Origin of the sequence: Carboxylicivirga taeanensis, from assembly GCF_051851475.1 — a bacterium.
Lineage (GTDB): Bacteria > Bacteroidota > Bacteroidia > Bacteroidales > Marinilabiliaceae > Carboxylicivirga > Carboxylicivirga taeanensis.
Genome location: NZ_JBPUSJ010000003.1, coordinates 95,205 through 120,444 on the forward strand (window position 1 = coordinate 95,205; position 25,240 = coordinate 120,444).

17 protein-coding genes are annotated in these 25,240 nt (G+C 41.5%); 14 read left to right on the forward strand and 3 right to left on the reverse strand.

Going from position 1 to position 25,240, the window contains the following annotated elements:
* Nucleotides 1–10 precede the first annotated feature (10 nt).
* Complete coding sequence (locus ACSX1H_RS05765) at nt 11–985, reverse strand: ROK family protein (protein WP_439182847.1); 975 nt, start codon at nt 983–985, stop codon at nt 11–13.
* Between the two features lie 314 nt (nt 986–1,299).
* A complete protein-coding gene (locus ACSX1H_RS05770; RefSeq protein ID WP_439182848.1) occupies nt 1,300–2,280 on the reverse strand; it encodes a hypothetical protein in 981 nt (326 codons plus the stop codon).
* A gap of 191 nt (nt 2,281–2,471) precedes the next feature.
* Here ACSX1H_RS05770 and ACSX1H_RS05775 point away from each other — a divergent pair, with 191 nt between their 5' ends.
* The 14 genes from ACSX1H_RS05775 to ACSX1H_RS05840 all read left to right on the forward strand — a co-directional run bounded on the left by ACSX1H_RS05775 (nt 2,472) and on the right by ACSX1H_RS05840 (nt 24,360).
* Complete coding sequence (locus tag ACSX1H_RS05775) at nt 2,472–3,083, forward strand: TetR/AcrR family transcriptional regulator (RefSeq protein ID WP_439182849.1); 612 nt, start codon at nt 2,472–2,474, stop codon at nt 3,081–3,083.
* Between the two features lie 28 nt (nt 3,084–3,111).
* The gene (locus ACSX1H_RS05780) at nt 3,112–4,449 is read left to right on the forward strand and encodes a TolC family protein (RefSeq protein ID WP_439182851.1); all 1,338 of its coding nucleotides are present in this window, start codon (nt 3,112–3,114) and stop codon (nt 4,447–4,449) included.
* Between the two features lie 38 nt (nt 4,450–4,487).
* Nucleotides 4,488–5,606, forward strand: coding sequence for an efflux RND transporter periplasmic adaptor subunit (locus ACSX1H_RS05785; protein ID WP_439182852.1), 1,119 nt, complete (start codon nt 4,488–4,490; stop codon nt 5,604–5,606).
* 22 nt (nt 5,607–5,628) lie between these two features.
* Entirely contained in the window at nt 5,629–9,051 is a 3,423-nt protein-coding gene (locus ACSX1H_RS05790; RefSeq protein ID WP_439182854.1) for an efflux RND transporter permease subunit, read from the forward strand.
* A gap of 236 nt (nt 9,052–9,287) precedes the next feature.
* On the forward strand, nt 9,288–9,917 hold the full coding sequence (locus tag ACSX1H_RS05795; protein ID WP_439182855.1) for an RNA polymerase sigma factor: 630 nt from the start codon (nt 9,288–9,290) through the stop codon (nt 9,915–9,917).
* A gap of 99 nt (nt 9,918–10,016) precedes the next feature.
* Complete coding sequence (locus ACSX1H_RS05800) at nt 10,017–11,180, forward strand: FecR family protein (protein WP_439182857.1); 1,164 nt, start codon at nt 10,017–10,019, stop codon at nt 11,178–11,180.
* 25 nt (nt 11,181–11,205) lie between these two features.
* A complete protein-coding gene (locus ACSX1H_RS05805) occupies nt 11,206–14,844 on the forward strand; it encodes a SusC/RagA family TonB-linked outer membrane protein (RefSeq protein ID WP_439182859.1) in 3,639 nt (1,212 codons plus the stop codon).
* A 3-nt stretch (nt 14,845–14,847) separates the two neighbouring features.
* Nucleotides 14,848–16,290 (forward strand): RagB/SusD family nutrient uptake outer membrane protein, encoded by a 1,443-nt coding sequence (locus ACSX1H_RS05810; RefSeq protein ID WP_439182861.1) that lies wholly within the window; start codon nt 14,848–14,850, stop codon nt 16,288–16,290.
* A 20-nt stretch (nt 16,291–16,310) separates the two neighbouring features.
* Nucleotides 16,311–17,258: a substrate import-associated zinc metallohydrolase lipoprotein gene (locus ACSX1H_RS05815; protein WP_439182863.1), complete on the forward strand. Its 948-nt coding sequence runs from the start codon at nt 16,311–16,313 to the stop codon at nt 17,256–17,258.
* Entirely contained in the window at nt 17,255–18,532 is a 1,278-nt protein-coding gene (locus ACSX1H_RS05820; RefSeq protein WP_439182865.1) for a DUF4302 domain-containing protein, read from the forward strand. Before ACSX1H_RS05815 ends, ACSX1H_RS05820 begins: the two co-directional genes overlap by 4 nt.
* Before the next feature lie 129 nt (nt 18,533–18,661).
* Nucleotides 18,662–19,456 carry an adenine nucleotide alpha-hydrolase family protein gene (locus ACSX1H_RS05825; protein ID WP_439182866.1) on the forward strand — a complete coding sequence of 265 codons (795 nt, stop codon included), beginning with the start codon at nt 18,662–18,664 and terminating at the stop codon, nt 19,454–19,456.
* A 76-nt stretch (nt 19,457–19,532) separates the two neighbouring features.
* Nucleotides 19,533–20,267 carry a nickel pincer cofactor biosynthesis protein LarB gene (gene larB / locus ACSX1H_RS05830; protein ID WP_439182867.1) on the forward strand — a complete coding sequence of 245 codons (735 nt, stop codon included), beginning with the start codon at nt 19,533–19,535 and terminating at the stop codon, nt 20,265–20,267.
* Between the two features lie 209 nt (nt 20,268–20,476).
* Nucleotides 20,477–22,726, forward strand: coding sequence for a GH92 family glycosyl hydrolase (locus ACSX1H_RS05835; RefSeq protein WP_439182868.1), 2,250 nt, complete (start codon nt 20,477–20,479; stop codon nt 22,724–22,726).
* 5 nt (nt 22,727–22,731) lie between these two features.
* On the forward strand, nt 22,732–24,360 hold the full coding sequence (locus ACSX1H_RS05840) for an endonuclease/exonuclease/phosphatase family protein (RefSeq protein WP_439182869.1): 1,629 nt from the start codon (nt 22,732–22,734) through the stop codon (nt 24,358–24,360).
* Between the two features lie 71 nt (nt 24,361–24,431).
* Here ACSX1H_RS05840 and ACSX1H_RS05845 read toward each other — a convergent pair whose 3' ends face one another.
* The gene (locus tag ACSX1H_RS05845) at nt 24,432–25,235 is read right to left on the reverse strand and encodes a DUF2797 domain-containing protein (RefSeq protein WP_439182870.1); all 804 of its coding nucleotides are present in this window, start codon (nt 25,233–25,235) and stop codon (nt 24,432–24,434) included.
* Nucleotides 25,236–25,240 lie beyond the last annotated feature (5 nt).

The window sequence follows — 25,240 nt, forward strand, 5'->3', positions numbered from 1 at the left end:
CTTTTAGTCGTTATTGTTCTACCTGCTCAAGCTCTTTCCAAACAACAGCACTGGCTCCCAACACTGCTATTTTAGCTCCATCCAATTGCGAGGGTAACAATTCTACCTTATTGCTGTACAAGAAACACATGTTTTCTTCCATGTGCTTTTTGGTTGGCTGAAAGATGTAATCACCGGCCTGAGCCAATCCACCAAACAAGAACACTGCCTCAGGACTTGAGAAAGCTACAAAGTCAGCAATGGCACGTCCGAGCATTTCGCCCGTCTGCTCAAAAGCTTCCAGAGCCAGGGCATCACCTTTTACAGCCGCATCATACACCATTTTAGAGGTGAATTGACCAGAAGGCACTTTGCGCAGTTCACTTGGTATTTTGGTCGTTGCTGTTAGCTCCGAAACGGTTCTGCAAATTCCAGTGGCCGAAGCGTAAGTTTCCAAACAACCTTTACGTCCACAGCCACACTCTCTGCCATTACGCTCAGTAATCACATGACCGAGCTCGCCTGCAAAGCCATCGTGACCTAACACCAACTCATTATTCACCACAATACCACTTCCTACACCGGTTCCAAGTGTGAGCATGATAAAGTTACTCATCCCTTTGGCACCGCCATACATCATTTCCCCAACGGCAGCAGAATTAGCATCGTTAGTTAACACAATAGCCGGATAGTCGTAATACTCCTTCAACAACTCAACAAAAGGAACCACTTCGCCCCATCCCAGGTTAGAAGCGCCAACGATTTCGCCAGTATAGTAGTTACTGCTTGGTGCTCCAACACCAATTCCCATTACTTCAACTTCTTCTTCAAGTTCAAATACCGTCTCATTGATTTTTGCACAAAGTACATCCAGGTAGTTTTTTATATCGGTATTCGTAAGTGTTGGAGTTGCTGCTTCGGCTAACAGATTACCTGCGCGATCCACGACTCCAATCACCGTATTTGTTCCTCCAATATCAATACCGATAGCTACTTCTTTTTTCATTACCTTAATAATTTTAAGTTTCTAGTTAAACACATGTTGTTTTTGGTTGAAGAGCAACTAAACAGAGACTTCCCTCCCTATTTGCCCGCCTAAAGATAAAACTTAATCAGCATCCAACTAACAAGTAACACAATTAAACCTGAATCAATTCGACACTTACAACATTGCGTATTGAAGAATCTATCACTTCAAATGTATATAATAAAGAAAAGTAAAAGGATACCAGTCAAAACCAAACGGACCGAATTGATTGACTTTCGCCGTAATTTGAACAAAAGACCACCAGAGCTCTGTAAAAAAGCGATGTAAGTCCACTAAAACATCTTGTTTCCAAAGAGTCCCTTTTGGCGCCCCTGCCGTTTACCAAAATAGTAACTGACATCCACAAGTGGCAATATCCCAACAGAATTCGTACCCGTGTAGTTAGCCAACGAGAGTGCATAACCTAAAGAAATTGACAGTTTAGGAAGCACGAGTGCTTGTAATTCGGCCCGATGCTCTATGGCCCCATTACCACTAAAATTTCCCCTGAAATAGTGCAGATCTGCACCCAGCTGAAACATTGGTGTCATCTGCCAGTCAACCCGGGCCCTAAGATAGGCTGTATAACCAGAACCGGTAAGCGCCGGGCTGCGGTTGGTAAGAAAATGTTTTTGCATCTCTGTTAAATCAGAGTCGCCCAAAGGAACTCCAAAATCAAGTCCTATCCCACCCGTAAATATAATGTATGGTTTAGCCCGGCCACAGCTACCATCATTCATAATTAAGCGGGAAACCACCAATTCGTTATTCATGGAGAGAATAATCGGAATATGATTGGCATTATCAACAATAGAGGGATAATCCCTTTTATTGAACCAGCGCAAACCAGGTGTTGCAGAGTATAAGCCGTGTTTGCTGGCTACGTACCAGGTTTCGTTTCGCCATCTTTTTTTCAGGGAAATATTAGGCATCCAATAATTCAGTAAGAGGTATGAGGATAACTCCAGGCCGGGTTTCAAACCATAGCGGGAAGCCTTCATCAAACTAATGTTTCCGGCTCCATCATATACTGTATTGGCGGCTCCACTGTGCCAAAGTAAATCATCACGTCTATCAATTTGCTTCGCGCCCATTTTCTGGAGAGGGTTAAACGCATTGACCTCTTCGTTTTCGTCGATGCTGCCCGGCTCCTTTTGAACCTCCTTGTCTGAACTCGCTTTTTTTCGCTTGCGCGGCTTCTCTTCTTGAGCAGATGCATGCGCCAATGAGAGGCAAAAAATTATTAATAGAATACTTTTTAAAAGTTTAAGCATTTCTGGTTTGAGTTAATCTTTCTGCTAAGAAAACCGTTTTATTGAAATACATACAGAATAATCGATTACTGAACATATTTCTTTGATGAACATCAAAAAGCTGAGTATTTATTTTTTCAACAATAAATACTTAAGAAACTTTTAACATGCCTAAAGTTTCTTAAGAGTATAAAGTTTCTTACATTTGCATTATGGAAGAAAAACGTTTGGAAATAACACAAGGTGCTCTTAAACTATTTTGCCAGTATGGCATCAAGAGTGTGAGCATGGATGACATAGCCCGGGAATTAGGCATGTCCAAGAAAACGCTCTATCAATCGATTAATGATAAACACCAATTGGTAGAAGATGCGTTACAAATAGCTTTTAACCAAGACATAGAACTGCTCTCCATATTTAAGCAGGAAGGCCTGAATGCCATTGAGCAGTTTCTAAAGTTCAGAAACATGATGGAGCCACATATCGGACAGTACCATCCTACCATCATTTATGATTTAAAAAAATACTATCCGGCTCTATTAAACGACTTTAAAGAAAAACAGAAAGAATATATCCTTGATGCCTACACTTCCAATATCCGGCAGGGTAAAAAAGAAGGTTTCTACCACGAAGACATCAATGAAAATGTAATTGCCCGCCTTTTGCTCGCTCATCACATCTACACGTTTGATGATACAAACGGTCTGTTCACAGCCATCGAACTGCGGGATATGGAGCTATTCAGTGAAGTGTTTAAATACCACTTCAGAGGGATTTGCACCGAGAAAGGACTGCAAGAAGTAGAACGCCTATTCTGTGATTAATCAAAGCAAAACAAATTAACACACAACTATGAGAAACAAATTAACAAGTGCACTGCTCCTACTCATGACCCTGAGCGGAACAGTTGCCAGTCAGACTGATGGCGATTCCCTGGCCTTTACACTTCAAGAGGCCATGGAGTACGCTACAGAAAATGCCTTCGAGAGTAAAAGCGCAAGCTATGACATTGAAGCCGCGGAAAGAAAGGTATGGGAGTACATTGCCATCGGACTTCCACAAGTGAAAGCTGAAGCGCAAATTACAGATAACCTGTCGATACAGGAAAATGTAATCACTCTGACGCCCGAAGACGGCTCGGAACCAATGCGCTTAAAAACACAGTTTGGCCAGCAATACAATTGGAATGCAACAGGTAATGTCAATCAGCTCATTTTTGACGGATCGTACCTGCTGGGTATCAAAGCCAGCAAAATATACGTGGACATCAGCGAAAAGAACAGAACCAAAACGCAGATTGATGTTCGCCAATCGGTGGCCGAAGCCTATTATGTGGCGCTGGTTGCGAAAAAAAACCTGGAAACTTTTAAAAAGAACCTGGAGGTGAATGAGCAAACCCTCAAAGAAACGCAGGCCTATTACAACAATGGATTCAGAGAACTGACGGATGTCGATCAGCTTAGGCTGATGGTGAACAATTCGCGTAACCTGGTGCTGGATGCAGAACGGCAGCTAACCATTGCTGAAGCTGTACTGAAGTACTCAATGGGGCTAAGCATTAGCACGCCCATTAAGCTTAGCGATAATATAGATTTTTTATTGACTCCGGTGGAAGTCTATACCCCCGACTCCAAAAGCTTCGATGTTACCAGCCACATTGACTACTCGATACTGGCCACTCAGGAACAAGCTCAAAAAACAATCATAAAAAATGAACAGGTCCAATATCTTCCTAAAATAAATGCCTTCTACAACATCAGCTATATTGAGTTTGGTGATGAATTTAGTGACATGGACAATACCAACTCACAAATGATTGGCCTCTCATTAAGCGTTCCCATATTTACCTCGGGCATGCGCCACGCCAAAGTAAAGCAGGAAAAAATCAACTACCTGAAATTGCAGAATGAAATGCGCCAGGCTGAAGAAGGCTTAAAGCAGCAGCTGATGGTTGCAGAATCGAATTTTAAAAATGCAAGAGCTACCTACCTAAACGATAAGGACGGCGAAGCAATAGCCTACCGAATTTATGATCGCACCCGTATTAAATTCACCAAAGGCCTTGCATCGAGCACCGAACTATCGCAAAACGAAGGGCAGTATATCCAGTCGCAGATAAGCTATATCCAATCAACACTCAACCTGCTGGATTCGCATATTAAGTATATGAAAGCCATTAACCAACTGTAAAGCGTAAAAAGCATCAACTTTTATCAAAATCAAACACCATGAAAAAATTATTAATATTTCCACTTATAGCTCTTTTAGTCGCCTGCTCAGCCAAGCAAGGAGATGAAGCCCGTCAAATGAAAGAAGAGCAGCTGAATGAGTACAAACAGGAACTGAGCGGTTTGAAGAAAAAAATTGCCAAGCTGGAAAAAGACTTAGCGAAAGATAAAAAAGATGGGGCCATAAATGTAGTTGCCAGCTCCATTGAACCCCGGCTCTATGAGCATTTTGTTGATGTAACCGGCAAAGTGGAGGCAGACAAAAATATCATCATCAGCCCCGAAGCAGCCGGTAAAATTGTTTCAATTGAAGTGAAAGAAGGCGACCGCGTACGAAAAGGTACCGTTTTGGCACGGCTCAACACAGAAATGACCCAACGTTCTCTGGCACAAATTGAGATTAATCTGAAGCTGGCCACCACCACTTTCGAACGCCAAGCAGACCTGTGGGAGCAAAACATTGGTTCAGAAATGGAATATCTGCAGGCCAAATCGAATATGGAAGCGCTGCAACAGCAGAAAGAGGCATTGGAAGCACAACTGGACTTAGCAACACTGAGAGCGCCAATTAACGGAGTGGTTGATGAAGTGATTCAAAAAAGAGGCGAGATGGCCGGGCCTCAACTGCCCTTTGCCCGTTTGGTTAATATTGACCAGGTATATATAAGCGCCGATGTTTCCGAAATATATCTGCAAGAGGTAAAAGCCGGTGATAAAGTGGCGGTAGAGTTTCCGGTGATCAACAAACAGATGGATACCGAAATATTCCGGACCTCAGCGGTTATTGATCCAGGTAGTCGAACCTTCCGCGTTCGCATTAATCTATCTAACAAAACCAATGACATTAAGCCCAATATGCTGGCCGTATTAAAGCTGCGAACCTTTGCTGCCGAAAAGGCCATTGTTGTACCTTCTATACTGGTGAAGAAAGATTTTAGTGGCGAATTTATTTTTGTGGTGGAAGAGACGGAAGGCCAACTACTCGCCAAAAAACGCTACATCAAAACCGGCATTAAAGACAATAATAACACCTTGGTTTTGAGCGGCATTGAACCTGGCGACCAAATCATTACCAAAGGTTATGCACAGGTGGTTGACGGCTCTGCAATTTCTATTTAACCAAGCCCAAATCTAAATACAAATGCAAACAGAGAAAAAATATAAAGAGAAAGTGTCCACGCGAAAGTTTAAACCCACTTTTCTGGCACTCGACAATAAAAACACCATCTACATCCTCACCTTCTTTCTGATTATAGCCGGATGGATGGGCTATAATTCGATGCAGCGCGAACAATTCCCCGAAATTGTAGTGCCGTATATTTCGGTGAGCACACCGCATCCGGGCAACAGTCCGCTGGACATCGAAAACCTGATTACCCGCCCACTGGAAAAAGAGCTGAAAGACCTCAACGGTGTTAAAAAAATGTCGTCCAACTCGTTTCAGGACATGAGCCTCATTATTGTTGAGTTTGAGGCAGATGTTTCGGTTGAGCAGGCTAAACTCGATGTGAAAGACAAGGTTGACAAAGCACTTAGCGAGCTGCCCGACGACTTAATGGACGATCCAATTGTTGATGACATCGACTTTTCCGAATTCCCGGTACTGAACATTAACCTCTCGGGCGACTACAGTATTTACGAGTTAAAAAAGTTTGCCGAAGGGCTGCAGGATGAATTCGAAACCTTACGCGAAGTGCGCGAAGCCGACATTAGAGGAGTGGATGAACGGGAGATTAAGATTCACGCTGACCCACACCGCATGGCGGCCTACGACCTTACTTTTGAAGACATCGAATACGCCATTGCTACTGAAAACTTTACGGTGGGCGCCGGAGAAGTTAAAGTAGACGGAACGCGTCGCTCAATTCGCATCCAGGCCGACTATAAAAACATGGATGAGATCCGGAATACCATTGTGAAAGAGGTTGACGGACGCGCCGTTTACATCAAAGATGTGGCGGTCGTAATTGATGGTTTTGAAGAACAAAGTACCATTTCCCGTTTGGACCATAAATCGGTGGTAACCCTGTCGATTGTTAAAAAAAGCGGACAAAACCTGTTGGACGCCACCGACAAAATATTGACCATTATTAAGCAAAAGCAGGAAAGTGAAACCCTGCCGGCCGACTTAACAGTTACCGTTACTGATGATCAATCGGTATTTGTAAGAGACCAGATAAGCAACCTGGAGAATAGTATCCTACTCGGGATGATATTTGTGATGATTGTACTATACATGTTTCTCGGATTGCGTAATGCTATTTTCTCAGGCCTGGCCATTCCAATGTCCATGATCATCTCCATGATGGTTTTAAAACAAATCGGATACACCATTAATACAATGGTGCTATTCAGCTTGGTTTTAGCATTGGGTATGCTGGTGGATAATGCCATTGTGGTTATTGAAAATGTGTACCGCATGATGGAGCATGGTGTAAAACCGGAGAAAGCTGTGAAAAACGGAACCAGCGAAATTGCGATACCCATTATTTCATCAACGGCCACGACCCTGGCAGCCTTCTTTCCCCTGGTTTTCTGGCCAGGTATCGTGGGTAAATTTATGAGTTACCTGCCCATTACCCTCATAATTGTGCTGGCGTCCTCATTATTTGTAGCCCTAGTTCTTAACCCGGTTTTTGCCTCACGGTTTATGAAACTGGAAGATATCCGCCAGCAAAAAAGCTTCAAGAAGTACTTTATCGTAACTGGTGCTTTAGCGGCTCTGGGCGTTCTCGCCTATTTCTCAGGCAGCATATTGGCGGGCAACCTATTGATCTTACCATTGCTCATCACAGCTCTCAATAAATACATTCTCAAACCATCTGCCATCAAGTTTCAATACACGTTTTTGCCCATCCTCGAAAACATGTATGAGAATACCCTCCGAAAGGCCTTGGGCAGACGAACCAGCAAATGGCTGCTGGTCGGTTCTATTGGTTTATTTTTCTTCTCATTATTCTTTTTTAGAATGATGCAGCCAAATGTATATTTCTTTCCTGAAAATGAACCACGAACCATCTATGTTACGATGGAGCTGCCATTGGGCACCGATATTGGAGTAACTGACGAAGTAACGCAAAATGCTGAGGAAATTCTATACTCGACACTCGAGCCATACATGGATATAGTTAAGTCTGTTGGAGTCAGTGTGGGTACGGGCAAAGGTGGACTATTTGAGTCGGGCCGCTCGCCTAATAAGTCACTTACCACCATCACCTTTCTCGATTTTCAGTACCGCCAGGGACACAGCACCCGCGAAATTATGTCGAAACTGTCCAAAGCCTTCGATGGATTTATCGGTGCTAAAGTATTTATTGAAAAAGAGGAAAACGGGCCACCGGTTGGTAAACCTATTAATATTGAGGTGGCAGGCGATGATTACAATAAGTTGATTGCGGTAAGTGAAGATATCAAACGGGTGATTGATGAGGATCACATTCTCGGCATTGAAAATCTGGAAATGGATTTAAACACCAATAAACCTGAGATGCAGCTTTTTATCGATCGCGACAAAGTGCGACGCATGGGCCTATCAACTCAGGCGGTTGCCATGGCGCTACGGACTTCATTATACGGTAAAGAAATCAGTAAATATAAAGATGGTGAAGACGAGTATGACATTATGCTCCGACTTCAGGACCAGTACCGCTACGATGTGTCCACCCTGATGAATCAAAAGATGAAAGTGGATAAAAATGGTGTTATAAGCCTCATCCCTATCTCGGCGGTGGCGAGCTATGAGTATGCCTCGACCTACGAAAAAATCATCCGCATCGATAACACAAGGGTCATTACACTCACTTCAAACGTTGTGGAAGGTTACAATGCCAACACGATTAATGCGCGCATCAAGCAAGTGCTATCTGATTACCCAATGCCGGCCAACTACAACTGGAAGATGACTGGCGAACAGGAAAGCCAACAGGAAACATCGGACTTTCTGGTGGGAGCTTTGCTATTTGCATTGGCCTTGATTGCCATGATACTGATTACCCAATTTAACTCGGGAGCCAAGCCTCTTATCATTATTGGCACTGTAGGCTTAAGCACCATTGGTGTATTTATGGGCCTGGGCACTTTCCAAATGGACTTCATCATATTAATGACAGGGGTTGGAATTGTGTCGCTGGCCGGTATTGTGGTGAATAATGGCATCGTACTGATTGATTACATCGATTTGGTTAGAGGTCAGGTGAAAGAGCAACAAGGCCTTGGCGAACATGGTCGACTCTCCCGCCAAGATGAAGTGGATGCCATTGTACGGGCCGGTAAAACACGTTTACGCCCCGTATTACTTACAGCCATCACCACGGTTTTGGGCTTAATACCAATGGCAATCGGTCTGAACTTTGATTTCCTAAGCCTGTTCTCAGAGCTCGATCCAAAAATCTATTTTGGTGGTGACAATGCCGACTTCTGGTCCCCAATGGCGTGGACAGTAATATTTGGATTGAGTACCTCAACGGTCTTAACCCTGATTATGGCACCGGTGATGTATAACCTGGCTGTTAGGGTCAGAAACTTCTTCTCTCGTCCTCCAGAGCCAGGCGCAGTCGATAAGTGAAATTATAAATACAAGCAATAACTGTTTCAACGGCCCTCCTCGGAGGGTCGTTTTTTTATGAATAAACCCAAAAGAATAATGTTGACACTTCGAACACCTATCAGTTCAAACAATATGGTAATAACTATTATTTAATGGTATGATTTGTTTATTTGTTTTTATTTAACAATTTTTACGATAGTTTCAGAATATAAATAAACGCCCACCTCCAACTAAACCTTTAAAATTGCCCATTGATGCAAGATGCCATCTGCCATATCACCTTATCAGAGTCAGAGCTTGACCAAGCATCTACCAAATCTCAAATTATACCTATTGAGAAACACTTGGTAATGAAAATGCAGAATGGAAACAGCGAGGCATTTAATCATCTTTTTGACCTCTACAAAAACAGGGTATTTTCGTTTATTAAAGGCTTAATTAACAACAACAGTGATACTGAAGAGTTAACTCAAGAAGTGTTTGTTAAGATTTGGACCAACCGAATGAGTTTCAATCCTGAACTATCAGTCAACTCCTTTATTTATACCATTGCTCGTAACACTGTATACGATTTTTTAAGAAAAAAGCTCTCCCATAAAAAATACATCGAATTACTGACTGATGATTTATCTTCCGACAACTCCTTATTAGATTACATATACTATAACGACGCCAGTAAACTTATTCAACAACTAATTGCAGAACTTCCTCCTCAAAGACGAAAAATATTTATGCTCAGCCGCTATGAAGGAAAAACCTATCGCAGCATAGCACTTGAACTTGGCATAAGTGAAAATACAGTGGATACCCAAATTAGAAAAGCACTGCAATACTTAAAAACTAAATACCCGGAAATCACCAAACTACTTATTCTTTTCTACTAATTACTACATACTGATTTACTGAATATTATCACTTTAATTAACATTTTTTTACGATGTCCTTCACGGAACTGTGACGCATAAACGTATTACCTTATTAGAATGGATAAAAAAACCTACATAGCACAACAGATCAATAATATTACTGGCAACCGGCGCCTCACCAAACAACAGCTGGAGCAGGCAGAAACCTTTATGGATTCTTTTGCTAAGAGTGATATTGATAACTACTTGAAACAACAGTGGCAAGTAGCATCTTCAACGCCTTCTGAAACCAACCTCACCTTTGAACAAATTAAACAAAAGACCAACCCTGCCAACCCAATAAAAAACTGGATAATTGGAACAGCGGCGGCGGCAATTATTGCCGGAATCCTTTACACCGGATGGATACTTACAACAATAGGGCAGCCAACGCATTTCGAACATATCGCTGATTACGTAAGTAAACAAAGCAGCTCACCTCCACCAACAGTGATGCTCGAAACTCCAAATAGTATTTACGAACTAAATAGCAACTCTATTGAGATACAGACTAATGGAATTGCCTTAAGCGGACAATCTCATAAACTGGCTCTCAATCGTCCTCACACAGAACAGAAAGACAATACCCTGCGCAAACAAAGCTGGAGTAAACTAATCATTCCCAGGGGTAAGGATTTTCATTTACAACTATCTGACGGAACGGAGGTGTGGATCAATGCCGGTTCAACATTATCTTTCCCTGATTTTTTTGATGCACAGCAACGAGTGGTTAAGCTCGACGGAGAGGCTTATTTCAAAGTAAAATCAGATGAGCAGCATCCTTTCTTTGTGGAAACTCCACATGAAACGGTATGCGTAACCGGTACTCAATTCAATATATGCACCTATTCTGACGAACCAATGAGCCGTATTACGCTAGCAGAAGGTAAAGTAAGTGTGACCATCGATAAAGAGGAGCACCACTTACTACCAGGCGAGCAACTCCAACAAACCTTTTTGTCGGGAATTATAAGAAAAGAACAAGTAGATGTTAGTTTATACACATCCTGGAAGGATGGCGTATTCGAGTTCAATGACATGACACTGAGGGAAATCAGTTTTCGGTTAAGCAAATGGTACGATGTAAAATTTCATTTCGACAATGAACAAATTGGCGAACTTCGCTTTTCGGGCATGACCAAGCACAACTATGATTTAGAATACTTTTTAAAGATAATAGCTAAAACCACTAACGTGAAATTTGAAAAAAACAACTCAGGTATCAAGGTCTCTGAGTTATAATTATCTACATTTTTAATCTAAAACTATGAAGAAACTGTTTTTATGCAGGTTCATTCCACTAACGAATGAACACTGGAAAAGGTACGCCTCATTTCGACTGGTTTTGATACTAGCAGTATTGCTATCATCAAGCCTATCTTCCTATGCCAGTAAGCAGCAAAAAGTGACATTTCAAAAAAGTAAGTTAACCATTGAAGAGGTATTTAATGAAATAAAAAACCAAACAGGGTTGACTGTTATTTACAGTAACAATCGCTTGAATAAACAAGAGCAAGTTAAACTTTCAGATTCAACATTTGAAGTTGGTGATTTATTTACTTACATATTAGAAAATAAATCCTTAACCTATGAATTTAGGGATGACTATATTATTGTTAAACCGAGCTATAACATAAATAACAAGGCTCAACCTCAACAAAGAATCAAAGGTACTGTCGTGGATGAGAAAGGGCTGGCATTACCTGGAGTTTCTATTATTTTTAAAGGCACCCAAATAGGAACTGCAACTGGACTCGATGGCGAATTCGACTTACTGGTTCCAGAAGGAAGCACAACCATTGTGGTGTCTTTCATAGGCATGGTAGCACAAGAGATTAATATTCAGAACAAAGCTGAGCTTACAATCCATCTCCAACCAGAGTCTTCTGATATTGACGAGGTAGTAGTTACAGGCTACCAGAAAGTTGACCGCAAACTTTTCACGGGATCCGCAGTGAAATTAGATGCACAAGATATTAAAATAGAAGGCGTTGCTGACGTAAGTCGTTCATTACAAGGAACAGTTGCAGGTGTTGAAATAGAAAATGTTTCAGGAACCTTTGGTACAGCACCAATTATGAGAATAAGGGGGAATGCTTCAATCTATGGTACAAACCGCCCATTAATGGTTGTGGATGGTGTAGTTATGGAAGATGCCGTAGAAATGAGTAATGAAGATTTAACCTCTGGAAATTTAACGACTCTCTTAAGTTCTCCAACAGCCGGCATCAACCCTGAAGACATTGAATCGTTTCAGGTTCTTAAGGATGCCTCGGCAACAGCACTTTATGGTGCCCGTGCTATGAATGGAGTCATTGTAATTACCACAAAAAAAGGTACTCAAGGTAAACCTGTTGTCTCCTACTCAACAAGTCTAACAGTACGTGAAAAGCCAAGATACGACCAGTTTGACATCATGACCTCTGGTGCGGAAATGGCAGTCTATCAGGAGTTGTATGAAAAAGGATGGATAGATATCGCCAGCTCAAATACCAGTTCAACCCATGGTGTTATGCAAGATATGTTCTATAAAATTGCAAATGATGAGCTTACTTGGGGGCCAAATGGTTCGTTAAACTACGATTATTTACAACGTTATGCTGATGCCAATACTGATTGGTTTGATGAGGTATTTAAAACATCAATAATACAACAGCACTCCCTAAGTATTGCACAAGGTTCTGAAAATGCAAAAATAAGAGCATCTATTGGTATAATGAATGATCCGGGTCAAACAATTGCCGATGATGTTAAAAATTATACAGCTGCAATTCGAACAGACTTTAACCTTAGTAAAAAATTCAGGCTTGGATTTAAACTATCAGGTAACATTCGTGATCAAAGAGTTGCTGCCTCTGAAAAGCGTAAGTTCAATGCCATCGATGGCCAGTACGAACGTAACTTCGATATTAATCCATTTAACTATGCACTATATACCAGTCGCAGTATAACCCCTCGTGAAGAAAATGGAAGCCTGCAATTTTTCAGACGAAACTATGCACCTTTTAATATTATTCATGAGATTGAAAATAACTCTGTTAACCTTGATGTAGCTGATTTACTATTTCAAACTGATTTTGACTATAATATCACCGATAAATTAGTTTTCAACGGGACTCTTCAAGGTAGGTGGTATTCCAGTAAGGCTGTGCAGGAAATACATGAGAACTCGAATAATGCCAACGCCTATAGAGCTGATGACCCTCTTTTTAGAGACTATAACCGATATCTATTTTCAGACGAACAAAATCCATTGGATCCTCCATATTCAGTCTTACCTAACGGGGGATTTCGAAAAACCACACAGTATGGCTTAAATTCATATATGGCCAGGTTTAGTATTAATTACAACCCCATGATTCATGAAGACCATGCTATCAACCTATTAGTGGGCCAGGAGCTAAGATACACTGACCGAACTGACGACTACAATGAAGGTTGGGGTTATGTTTATGACAAAGGTGGCTTAGTATTATCCGATCCTGATTTCATTAAGTATCTGGACTCCCGAGGAGAGGACTACTTTAGGTACCAAGAAACTTATAACCGTTTCTTTGGCGCATATGCGAATGCCGGATACTCATATAAGGGGAAATATATTATTAACGGAACCTTCAGGTACGATGGTGACAACAGAACGGGAGAATCGAGACAGGCCAGATACTTACCTACCTGGAATATAAGCGGAGCCTGGAATGTCCATGCCGAATCCTTTATGTCAAATATCAACTGGATAGATGTTTTAAAACTTAAGGCAACCTATGGTTTATCTGGTGATAACCCGGTAGGAGCCAGTGCTGCAATGCTTATCTATGGAAAAGAGCCATTACGTCCGCACATATCTGACCGTGAAACGGCTCTGTACATATCGTCATTAGAGAATAGGGAGCTCACCTTCGAAAAGTTGTACGAATTCAGCACGGGTATTGAATTCTCAGTCTTAAAAGGACGCATTTTCACTGAACTAGAATACTGGAACAGGCACTCGGTTGATCTATTAGGGTATGTTGAAACGAATGGAGTTGGCGGTGTGAGTAATAAATTAGGTAATGTTGGAGAAATGAAAATTCAAGGAGTAGACTTCACATTAAACACAACCAATATCAGAACCCACAATTTCAAATGGGACACCCAATTTAATTACAGCTATAGCACGGATGAAATTACAAAATGGTATAGCCGTGACCGCATTGGAGACGCTGTCAACCGAACAGGTGGAAATATTGAAAGCTATTCAAGGGGAGCGCTGTTCTCAATTCCATTTGCGGGATTAGATAACAATGGTATCCCTACCTTTTATGATCAAGATGGTGAAACGATTCAAAAGTTAAACCTGCAAGAACGTAATGATATCCTCAACCACATGGTATACGAAGGAACCACTACACCAAAGGCATACGGAGGTTTAACTAATGCCTTTTCCTATAAGAATATTAGCTTAAGTGTAGGTTTGGTGTTCCGTTACGGAAACAAAATTAGACTGGATGATGCATTTTATGGCAATTACTCCGACTACTCTGCACTGCCCGGCCAATTAATTAATCGTTGGCAATTCGAAGGGGACGAAACACAAACAACCATCCCCGCCATCATTACCAAACAAATGTCTCAGGCACTAGAAGATGCCGGCCTTAATCCATATCAATTGTACAATAAAAGTAATGAACGTGTAGCGGATGGAGATTTCATCCGACTCAAAAACATCAAGCTCAATTATCGATTCTCTAACCAACTATTAGCCAAAACATTTATCAAGGCTGCAGATGTCACTCTATCGGCTTATAATTTAGCTTTGCTGCATTCTGATAAAAAACTGAATGGAATCGATCCGGAATTCTATCAATCAGGAGGTATTGCAATGCCAATGGCACGAACTTATACTTTTACATTGAACTTTAAATTCTAAACTATGCTTACTAGATACAAAATATTATATATTTTGATGTGCTTTATCGTAGTAACATCATGTGACGACTACCTAAATGTAGCTCCCGATAACAGGCAAGAGCTAAAAACACTCGACAATTTACGAGAGCTGCTTGTATCATCTTATTCAGAAGCATCTTATATTTTTATTGAGTGGAAAACAGACAATGCTGTTGCCATTGCGGACAACACACAATATGATTGGATGAATGAGAATTTCCAATTTAAACCTGTCGTATCTTCTGAAAATCAGGATACTCCCACTTACCTTTGGAGTAGTAATTACACCGCTATTGCACACTCCAATCAGGTGCTAAAAACAATTGATGAAGTTGAAAACACAAATCAAGCGCTATATAATGCTATTAAAGGAGAGGCGTTAATAACAAGAGCTTATAACCATTTTATCCTTGCTAATATTTTTTGTCAGAGTTATGACAAGACAACAGCAAGTTCAGAATTAGGCATACCTTACATTATTGCCCCTGAAGTAGAGTTATTGGTTCACTACGAACGTGGCACTTTAGAACAAACATACAATCTTATTAAAAAGGATTTGGAAGCAGCTCTTCCCTTGATCAACGATAAGTTTTATGTAGGTACCGGTAAGTATCATTTTACTAAGCAAGCAGCTTACGCATTCGCTTCACGCTTTTACTTATATGTCAAAGATTATGAAAACTGCATTAAATACTCTAATCTAATCCTTGGTTCAGGGGTTCCAGCACCTGGCACCTACAGAGATATGAATGCTGTTTTTGAAGGGAATAACTTCAAAGAAATTGGTGCTCAATTTGTCGATGTTGAGGATCCTGCCAATTTACTGGTTGTTCGCAAAATGACTCTTAACGTTACGAGAGGCACAAGAGGCTATCGTTCCGACAACAACATCTTTAATGATATCTTCAATGCCAATATACAAGAAAGTGCCGACTATAGACGCCAGCCTTGGGGTGCTAGTACTGATGCCAGGTATCAACCTAAATATGGAGAACTATTTGAATATACCACAGCTACAACAGGCTATCCATACTATATCCAACCAGAATTTAGAACTGAAGAAGTAATCTTTAACCGCATGGAAGCCTATATTGCAACTGGCCGGACTGCTGATGCTTTAGGTGATTATAACACCATTGCTCCGAGCAGGTATAAAAACGGTGGCCAACTTACAATGGAACAGGTTCTATCCTTTTATGACAAAGAAGATGAGACCGAAGCTATGTGGCTTTTCATTCTTGATGAAAGACGAAAAGAATTCTTAGGTGAAGGCCTTCGCTGGTGGGATATTAAGCGCTTTAAACTTCCAATTACACACATTGATGTGCGAGGTGATGAGTTTGCTCTTGCTGACGATGATCTTAAGAAAGCTATACAGATACCTGCCAAGGCTATAGCTCAAGGAATCCAGGAAAACCCCCGTTAACCTTTAAACAAACTTAAGACATGAAAAAGTTACCCTATAACATTTCAAAAATTTGCTTTGCGTTACTAATAATCATTAGCTTAGCAAATTGCACATCAGATGATGTGAATGATAAATATATTCCGCCAGTAGTTGCGGAATCCAACCACCCTAATGACCTATACCTAAAAGGTCTGTTTGATAAATTTGGAACTGCCATTCGCTGGCGATGGGATGATCGTTTTATCAAGCCAACCCAACGAGCAGTGCCTATTGCTGATAGTTTAGTTATTCCTGTCACCCAACTCATAGAGTACTTATGGATTGGCTCTTATGAGTCGGTTGGCGAAGCAGGAGAACGATTTATGTTAGACCTATTTCCTCCTGAACTACAGTATATGGGTTCATACATCTATAAGAATGACGGAACAATACTACTTGGATTTGCAGAAGCTGGGGCTCGAATCACACTTCTTAATCTTAATGCATATGACCTGCAAGACAGAGAGTGGCTAACCAGCCCAAGTGGAGGCGTGTTAGCTACGGTTCACCATGAGTTCACACACATTGTTCATCAGAACTATGCCATACCAATTGGTTTTAACAAAATATCAGACAGATACTTGGGAAATGGCTGGAGTAACAATGTAAGCCTCAATGACGCAATTAAGCTGGGCATGGTTCGTAACTATGGAACAATGAATGAACACGAAGACTTTTGTGAAATAGTATCTCACTACCTAACAATGCCATTAGCTGATTTTAACTCCCGATACATCACATTAAGAGATTTAAGTTCTATCGAAGATCTGGAAGAGCGCAAAGAGGAAGAAGCGTTAAACGCTGGACGAGTTAAAATCGCCCAAAAGCTGGATATGATTCTTAAATACTACCAAAATTCCTTTGATATTGATCTTACAGCTGTCCAGAAAGAAATGGAAGAGAGAATTAACTATGTAATTGAATACAATGAAATTCCAACGAAATGAGAGCAAGATACTTTATTTATACAATAGTGACACTCCTGCTTGCTGCTTGCCAGGACAATAGCAGCGAATACATGTTCGACAAGAGTGTCAACGAACGATTCGACGAAAAAAAGAAAGAGTTCATCGAAATATTCAATACCCCCGAATTTGGTTGGATTGGCAATTATAACAGAAATGGTGATGTGGGCAGCCATGTTATACTTTTTAAATTCATAGAAAATAATCAAGTTGTTCTCCAATCTGATTATCGCTATAAAGCAAAGAATGACACCATCACCTATCGTATTGATAAAACCCTGAAAATTGAACTCGTATTTGAATCCCATTCGGTTTTGCATGAGATTTACGAGATAAATAATAATGACTCGGGAGGTGAATTTGTCTTTAATATCACTTCAGCCAATGAAAATGAGGTAGTGTTAACCAGTAAAACAGATAACGGTTATAATGGTGAAGAAGTAACAGAGTTGATTCTTAATATTGCAAACGAGGACAATTGGGATCTGGGGCCGTTATATGAAAGTGAAGTCAATTTAATAGGGGACCCTATGAATTATGTATTCAGAAATATTCAATTAGATGGTTCCGGAATAGCAGACTTTTCTTACGACCGAGTAAATCGTGTAGCTACTGTCTCATTTATGGAAAATGGGAATGTGGTTGAAAAAGCATACCCGATCAATATCACGGCTGAAGGGTTTAATTTTATTCAACCTTTAGTTATTGCGGGCATCACAATTAAAGGCTTCATATTTAATATGGAGAATGAAAGTTTTGAAGATACCGAATCAGGTGCAGTTCTTATTTATGGAATGGAACCTATTGTACCTTTGCCTTTTTATGACTTTGGGGTCGAGGCAAATGCCATTCGCTATAACTATCTGGAGCCAAATAAATCCAGTCAGGCATGGAATCAGTTCTATACATCTTATACTCAATCATTAGCAGATATTGGCCTTGAACTGGAGCGAATATATATCCGAGATTTGCGAGGTGACCAGCCATATTTACATATATATACCAATATAGGCATTATTTGGTATGACGTTAACTACGAAGTGAAAGAAGATGGCAAAGTTTACTTTACACTTACAGGTGCTACTAATGCACCTAGCCTAACTCCCTACTTTGAACCATTATTTGAAGTGATAGTGGGCAGTGTAAAAGGCTATTATATTCGTAATACCGGTGGTTTACTGAGTTATTCTAATGGAACAGTCTCATTAATCAATGCAGATAATCCTTCATTTGAAATTAATTATTACGATTTTTAAGTAAGATCAATTATTTATTCCTGTTGAAGGGCTATTTCAATTTTTATGAAATAGCCCATTTTTAGTTAATGTAGCTTTATACCTCACGATAACAGCATTTTTCTATATCTTGAAACAAATTTTGAATCGATGGAAAAACAAGAGGCGTTAATTAACTGGTTTAAAAAACATACAAAAGGCTACCTGCTTTTTTCTGGCGGGTTTGACAGCAGTGCCGTTTTAGGAGCGGCCATGAAAGCGGGTGCCAGTATCCAACCCATCTGGGTAAATAATGGTTTCAACCGGGCCAAAGCTAACGATATGCTTATACAGGCCCGTAATTTAGGAGCATCTGACTTAAAGATTATTGAAGTAACACCAGGCGAAATGGTCGTTGCCAACCCGGAACGCCGCTGCTACCATTGCAAAAGCCATATCCTTTCCTTAGTTCCAAAAGATGGGCAACCAATATACGACGGCACGACGGCCAGCGACCTGGGGAATTACCGCCCAGGCAAACAAGCGCTGGATGAATACAAAGTTCAATCGCCACTTGCCGAACTGGGCATCACCTCCTGGGAAACCAAAGACATAGCCATGGCGTTTGGTGCCGATCCATTATTTGCCGAACACGAAAGCTGTCTGGCCACACGCATCAATTACAACCACTTACTGACACCTGAACGCATCAAGGCGATTTATGAAGTGGAGAATTACATCATTGATAAAACAGGTGATTTTCACGTGCGATGCCGCATCGACGATGCCGACCATATGCGCATCGAACTTTCAAAGCCAGAAAGCTTTGCACTTATAGTGGAGGAAAAAGTCAGGGAAGAGCTTTTTGAAATAGGCAATAAGGTATCCCTTTTCGTCACTATTGATGTGAAACGCTCGCGCCCCAATGAATACGATAAGCGAATAAAAAAAGAGGGAGAGAATTGAGAGCCGGAGAATAAAAAACAAAAAATTAACAAACAGCAAACTAACGATTAATCAAATCAGCAAATAACCAATTAGCATGACCTTTGACGAGCTTTTCAACCAGATACAACAAGGAAAAATTACAAAAGAAGAGGCACAGCGCCATTTCTCTCTCGACTGGATGGAAACAGCCAGCCGTTACATCCTGGATGTTAATAGGGGCATGCGCACCAATATCCCGGAAATTATTTATGGCGAATACAAAACCCTTGAGCAAACCCTTGAATTAGCAGCACGGCTGCTTGAACAACACCCTCGTGTAGTGGTCTCTCGAAGTCCGTTTTACAAAGAATTAAATGAACATTTTAAGGCACAATTTCCGGTACTGTGGTCGGTAAATGCCACAGTAATTGGTGAGATGCCGGCCCCAAAAGGGAAAGTACTGGTTATCAGTGCTGGTTCTGCCGATCATCCGGTCACCTATGAGTGCGAAGTCATATTAAAAGCTGTAGGTGTAGAACCCCTGGTTTATGAAGACCGTGGAATTGCTCACCCTACCCGCGTTTTGGAGGCCATCAAAAATGGAATAGAACAAGATGTTGCAGCGGTTATTGTTGTAGCAGGCATGGAAGGTGCCCTAGCCCCTTTTGTAGCCTCTCTGGTTCCATTGCCTGTTATTGGAGTGCCAACATCAGTCGGTTATGGCTTCCGTGCCAAAGAAGCAGCCTTAACCAGCATGCTGGCCAGTTGTGCCCCAAACCTCACCGTTGTAAACATTGATGGCGGCCTTCGGGCGGCGGTAGTGGCCGCGCTAATTGCCAAAAACAGATAATATTAATAAGCAAAACCTGTAGAGAGGATGCTGCCTCAGGCCATCCATTTTGTCGTATTAATGTACAATAAAAGGGTAAACACATTCTGATAAACCACCACTCATCCCTAATATTTGATTAATAATCAAAACATTACCCCCTTCTATCTAAAAACAGGTGCGTTTGGGTGAATAAGATTATACCTTTATTTTGCATCCAAAGCGATGATATGAAGAAATTTGCACTCCTTTCGATGATGATTATGTGCACCCTTTTATTGGGTGCCCAAGAGCCCGCCAGTTATGTAAATCCGTTTATCGGAACTACGAACTACGGGGCTACTTATCCTGGTGCAGTCATGCCTCATGGCATGGTCTCTGTTGTGCCGTTTAATGTTAGTCCGCACAAGGGCAATGAATATTCCAATACCGACAGTTGGTGTAGTAATCCATATGTTTATAACAACGAATGGATGACCGGTTTCACTCATGTTAACTTGAGTGGCGTTGGCTGTCCCGATTTAGGAAGTATAATAGTTATGCCGACCACTGGCGAGCTCAATGTCGATGTCAACGAATACGGCACCACGCTCTCCGGGCAGAAAGCAAAACCAGGCTATTACACCGCCAAACTCAATCGATACAATATTCTTGCAGAAGTAACCGCCACCATGCGTTCCGGCATCAGCCGTTTCACCTTTCCAAAAGGCAAAGCCAACCTACTAATTGATTTGGGGCATGGCCTTACCAACGAATCGGGCGCCCATATTAAGCGTGTTTCAGAGAACGAAATTGAAGGCTATAAATTAATGGGTACTTTCTGCTATAGTCCACAATCGGTAATGCCGGTGTATTTTGTGGTGCGTATTAAGCGTGATAATATGCAAAGTGGCTACTGGAAATTTCAGAACAAACTGCCGGGAGCAAGACACAACTGGAGTTCAACCAGCGATACCTACAAGCTATACACACGATATAACAAAGAACTTTCAGGCGAAAAAATAGGAACCTGGTTCTCGTTTGATGCGGAAGAAAATGAACAAGTAGAAGTGCAGGTTGGCGTAAGCTATGTCAGCATTGAAAATGCACGGGAAAATTTGGATGCTGAGCAAACCAACCTTTCATTTGAGCAAATTATGCAGCAGGCCTATAACACCTGGAATGATGAGTTAAAGGTTATTGAAGTTGAAGGGGGCACTCAAGATGAAAAAGTTCAGTTTTACACGGCACTGTACCACTTGAATCTCCACCCCAATATTCTTCAGGATGTAAATGGCCAATACCCTGCCATGGAGTCAGATGCCATTTTGAGCACCGATGATCAAAACCGTTACACGGTATACTCGTTATGGGATACTTACCGAACTGTACACCCACTGATGTCGCTATTATATCCGGACAAACAACTGGATATGGTTCGAAACATGATTGAAATGTACAAAGAAAGCGGCTGGCTGCCCAAGTGGGAAATATACGGCCGGGAATCACATGTGATGGAAGGCGATCCGGCACTTATCGTTATTACCGATACCTACCGCCGTGGTCTGACTGACTTTGACGTTGAAACGGCGTACGAAGCGATGCTGAAACACGCGAATACCATAGACGATCACTTCATCCGCCACGATAACGATTTCTATCTGGAGAATCATTACATTCCTTTCACCAAAGACTATGATAATTCAGTATCGCAGGCTTTAGAGCTGTATGTTGCAGATTACAACCTAGCCCTTATGGCCAATGAGCTCGGTGATAAAACCACCTATAAAAAAGCCATGCAGCGCTCACTAGGCTATCGAAAGTATTTTGATAAGCATTACAAGCTACTTCGCCCAGTGACCAAAGAAGGCAAATTTATGGAAGGCTTTGACCCGCGACAAGGTGAAAACTTCAAACCGGTTCACGGGTTTCATGAAGGAACATCCTGGCAATATTCTTTTGCCGTACCTCATGATGTTAAAGGCCTGATGCGCCTGATGGGAGGCAAAAATAAGTTTGTACATCAGCTAAACAAGTGTTTTAAAGACAGTCTGTTTGACATGAGCAATGAGCCTGATATGGGCTATCCGTATTTGTTCAACTATGCCAATGGAGAAGAGTGGCGCACTCAAAAACAAGTACACGATTGCTTGCGCCGCTACTACAAAAATGCCCCAGATGGCCTGCCTGGAAATGATGACACCGGAACACTCTCGGCCTGGCTTATTTATAGCATGATGGGTATCTACCCGGTGTGCCCAGGTGATATGAACTACACCCTATCGAGCCCGGTATTTGACAAGGTAACCATTCATCTCAATCAGGCGGTGTACGGCCAGGATAAAATTGTTATTGAAGCCGATCGGAAATCCAGAAACGACATCTACATCAAAAACATTGAAGTAAATCATAGCCCATATAATCGCTATTTTATCAGTCATCAGGATTTAATAAAGATGGGACACATTAAGTATAAACTAGGGTCTTTACCCAAACAATAGTATTAATGACAATTCGAAGCCTGATAATATTGTGCGTTGTAACCATCGGAGGGTTCCTTTATTTCTGTACCGAAACAGATCGATCGTTAAAAGTAATGAGCTTTAATGTTCGGTACGACAATCCATCTGATGGGGCAAATGCCTGGTCGAACCGTAAAACCATGGTATTTGATTTTATTAAAAAACAGCAGCCTGATATTATCGGGTTTCAGGAAGTGTTAAAACATCAGCTCGATCAGCTGCAGGATAACCTGGCTGACTATGGCCATGTTGGAGCAGGACGTAACGATGGCAAAGAAGCAGGAGAATATGTTCCGGTGTTTTACCTTAAGGAGAAGTATGAGCTCCTGGCATCATCCCACTTTTGGTTATCAGAAACACCGGAAAAAGCGGGCAGTAAGAGCTGGGGAGCAGCCTTACCCCGCATCGTCACCTGGCTTCAGCTCAAAGAGCGAAGCAATGGCTATATTTTTTACGTTTTTAACACCCACTTTAGCCATGTTAGTGACTACGCACGAAACGAAAGTGCCATATTGCTCCTGAATAAAATCAAGACCATTGCTGGAGAAGCACCCGTGGTGTTAAGCGGCGATTTCAATGCGGAACCCAGCGAGCGCATGTATACCACCCTCACCAGTAATTGGACGAATTACTGGCAGCTTTGGGACAGCAGAACGCTTGCTGTTAATAATGCCAATAAAGATTTTCATACCTTTAATGGTTTCAGTGAGGAAACTCCTAAAATTATAATTGACCATATTTTTGTGAATGGCTATTTCCATGTTCTGGATTTTGAAACCTTTCATGTTGTAAAGGAGGATATGTATATATCTGACCATTACCCCATCATGGCACATCTTTCATTCAGAATGAATAAAAAAGAAGCACAAGGCGAAGCAAAAAAACTCATGCAAAATGCCCTACCGCCAACCATTGAATTTGATCAGTTCTGCTTTTTTGATTCAACAGTGATTAATATTAAGCCACAAGGACAAAACGCCACCATTTTTTATACACTCAACCAACAACAACCCGACAGCACTGCTTTCATCTATCGCAAACCTATTACTTTAAAGGAAAGCGGTTCGGTTATGGCCAGAGCCTACGTTGGCGACATGTATCCATCGCCCGTTACAACAGCCTCGCTAGTAAAAAGGAAACACACCAGCGCACGTTTACAGGAAGTGGTTCCTGACGCTGACCCTAAATACTACTCTGAAAAATACACAGCCTTGTTTGATAATAAACATGGAAACATGGCCAAGCTGGATAACGGCTCTTGGTGTGGCTTTAATGGCACTGATAATGATTTTATTCTGGATTTTGACAAGCCAACAGACCTCGATGAAGTGTATATTTCGTGTCTGTCGCAACCATCCATGTGGATTGTAGCCCCTTCAAAAGTGGAAATTAAAACATCTAACGATGGAATTAATTACAAAAAAGCAACTGGCTGGGAGCAGCAGCCTCTGTTTGAAGAATCCAACTACCGCCGCCTGCTAATTCGCGTCCCGCTAAAGGTAAGGGCAAGATATGTGAAAGTATCGGTGTACAATGGTGGCGTGCTGCCGCCATCGCACAGCGGCAGTGGCAACCCTTCGTGGACGTTTATTGACGAGTTGGTGGTGCAATAAAGCACCTGACACTAAGCATAAGACGATTATTCGAGCGAATTAGCGGTTGGTGCCAAAAAAAAACAGCACAATTAGTCAGCCCGAAGACTTATTAGATAACCATTGTGTTTACGAACATTTAAAACGCGGTCGTTATCTAAAAGCAGGTATTGGCCCTTAATACCGTTTAAAATACCACTCACCTTTGCTTGCTTATCAAAAGTTAGCGACTGTGGCTTTGTAGGAAAAGTATTAACCGGATAGTCGAACTCCCACACAGTCGTATCGTCAAGCGTGTACTGCTTCAGCTCTTGGGGTAAAAGGATAATTGCTTTTTGCTTTTCGGCCACGATGTCAATCGCATCGGCCAGCTCATTCTTAAGCATGCTTCGCCAGTTAGTCTTATCCGAGAATTCTTGCTTCAAAAACACTTCCATCACCCCGGCAATGTGCCGGTTGGGCACTTTAGCAAGTAAGATGGCTTTAGAAGCCCCCTGATCGATCCAACGCGTAGGAATTTGGGTATGCCGTGTGATACCCACCTTAATGCCAGAGGCAACAGCCAGATACACATAATGGGGAATAAGGCAGTGTGACTGGGCAAACTCGATATCCCGTGCTTCGCCCAAATGCGCTCTGCAGGTTTCTGGTCTCAGCACACATTCCTCTGTTTCGGGAGCCGTTTGAAAGCAGCTATAACAAAATCCCTGAGAGAAAGACTTTGAGGTAATTTTACCACAAGCAATGCAATTGATCTGATTTTGATAGTTCAATTCGATGGGTTTACCCACAAACTGATTCATATTTACCAACTCATTGTTTAACACCAGCTGATACTCCACCTTACCATCTGATAAGGTGGTTTTCATTTTTATGAGATTCCCCTGTTTTTCCATGATTA

What these genes read in the sequence shown, in the direction of transcription:
- ACSX1H_RS05780 (WP_439182851.1), top strand. Translation starts at nt 3,112, where the DNA reads ATGAGAAACAAATTAACAAGTGCACTGCTCCTACTCATGACCCTGAGC.
- ACSX1H_RS05770 (WP_439182848.1), bottom strand. Translation starts at nt 2,280, where the DNA reads ATGCTTAAACTTTTAAAAAGTATTCTATTAATAATTTTTTGCCTCTCA.
- larB (WP_439182867.1), top strand. Translation starts at nt 19,533, where the DNA reads ATGACCTTTGACGAGCTTTTCAACCAGATACAACAAGGAAAAATTACA.
- ACSX1H_RS05800 (WP_439182857.1), top strand. Translation starts at nt 10,017, where the DNA reads ATGGATAAAAAAACCTACATAGCACAACAGATCAATAATATTACTGGC.
- ACSX1H_RS05765 (WP_439182847.1), bottom strand. Translation starts at nt 985, where the DNA reads ATGAAAAAAGAAGTAGCTATCGGTATTGATATTGGAGGAACAAATACG.
- ACSX1H_RS05835 (WP_439182868.1), top strand. Translation starts at nt 20,477, where the DNA reads ATGAAGAAATTTGCACTCCTTTCGATGATGATTATGTGCACCCTTTTA.
- ACSX1H_RS05805 (WP_439182859.1), top strand. Translation starts at nt 11,206, where the DNA reads ATGAAGAAACTGTTTTTATGCAGGTTCATTCCACTAACGAATGAACAC.
- ACSX1H_RS05820 (WP_439182865.1), top strand. Translation starts at nt 17,255, where the DNA reads ATGAGAGCAAGATACTTTATTTATACAATAGTGACACTCCTGCTTGCT.
- ACSX1H_RS05785 (WP_439182852.1), top strand. Translation starts at nt 4,488, where the DNA reads ATGAAAAAATTATTAATATTTCCACTTATAGCTCTTTTAGTCGCCTGC.
- ACSX1H_RS05825 (WP_439182866.1), top strand. Translation starts at nt 18,662, where the DNA reads ATGGAAAAACAAGAGGCGTTAATTAACTGGTTTAAAAAACATACAAAA.
- ACSX1H_RS05795 (WP_439182855.1), top strand. Translation starts at nt 9,288, where the DNA reads ATGCAAGATGCCATCTGCCATATCACCTTATCAGAGTCAGAGCTTGAC.
- ACSX1H_RS05790 (WP_439182854.1), top strand. Translation starts at nt 5,629, where the DNA reads ATGCAAACAGAGAAAAAATATAAAGAGAAAGTGTCCACGCGAAAGTTT.
- ACSX1H_RS05815 (WP_439182863.1), top strand. Translation starts at nt 16,311, where the DNA reads ATGAAAAAGTTACCCTATAACATTTCAAAAATTTGCTTTGCGTTACTA.
- ACSX1H_RS05810 (WP_439182861.1), top strand. Translation starts at nt 14,848, where the DNA reads ATGCTTACTAGATACAAAATATTATATATTTTGATGTGCTTTATCGTA.
- ACSX1H_RS05845 (WP_439182870.1), bottom strand. Translation starts at nt 25,235, where the DNA reads ATGGAAAAACAGGGGAATCTCATAAAAATGAAAACCACCTTATCAGAT.
- ACSX1H_RS05840 (WP_439182869.1), top strand. Translation starts at nt 22,732, where the DNA reads ATGACAATTCGAAGCCTGATAATATTGTGCGTTGTAACCATCGGAGGG.
- ACSX1H_RS05775 (WP_439182849.1), top strand. Translation starts at nt 2,472, where the DNA reads ATGGAAGAAAAACGTTTGGAAATAACACAAGGTGCTCTTAAACTATTT.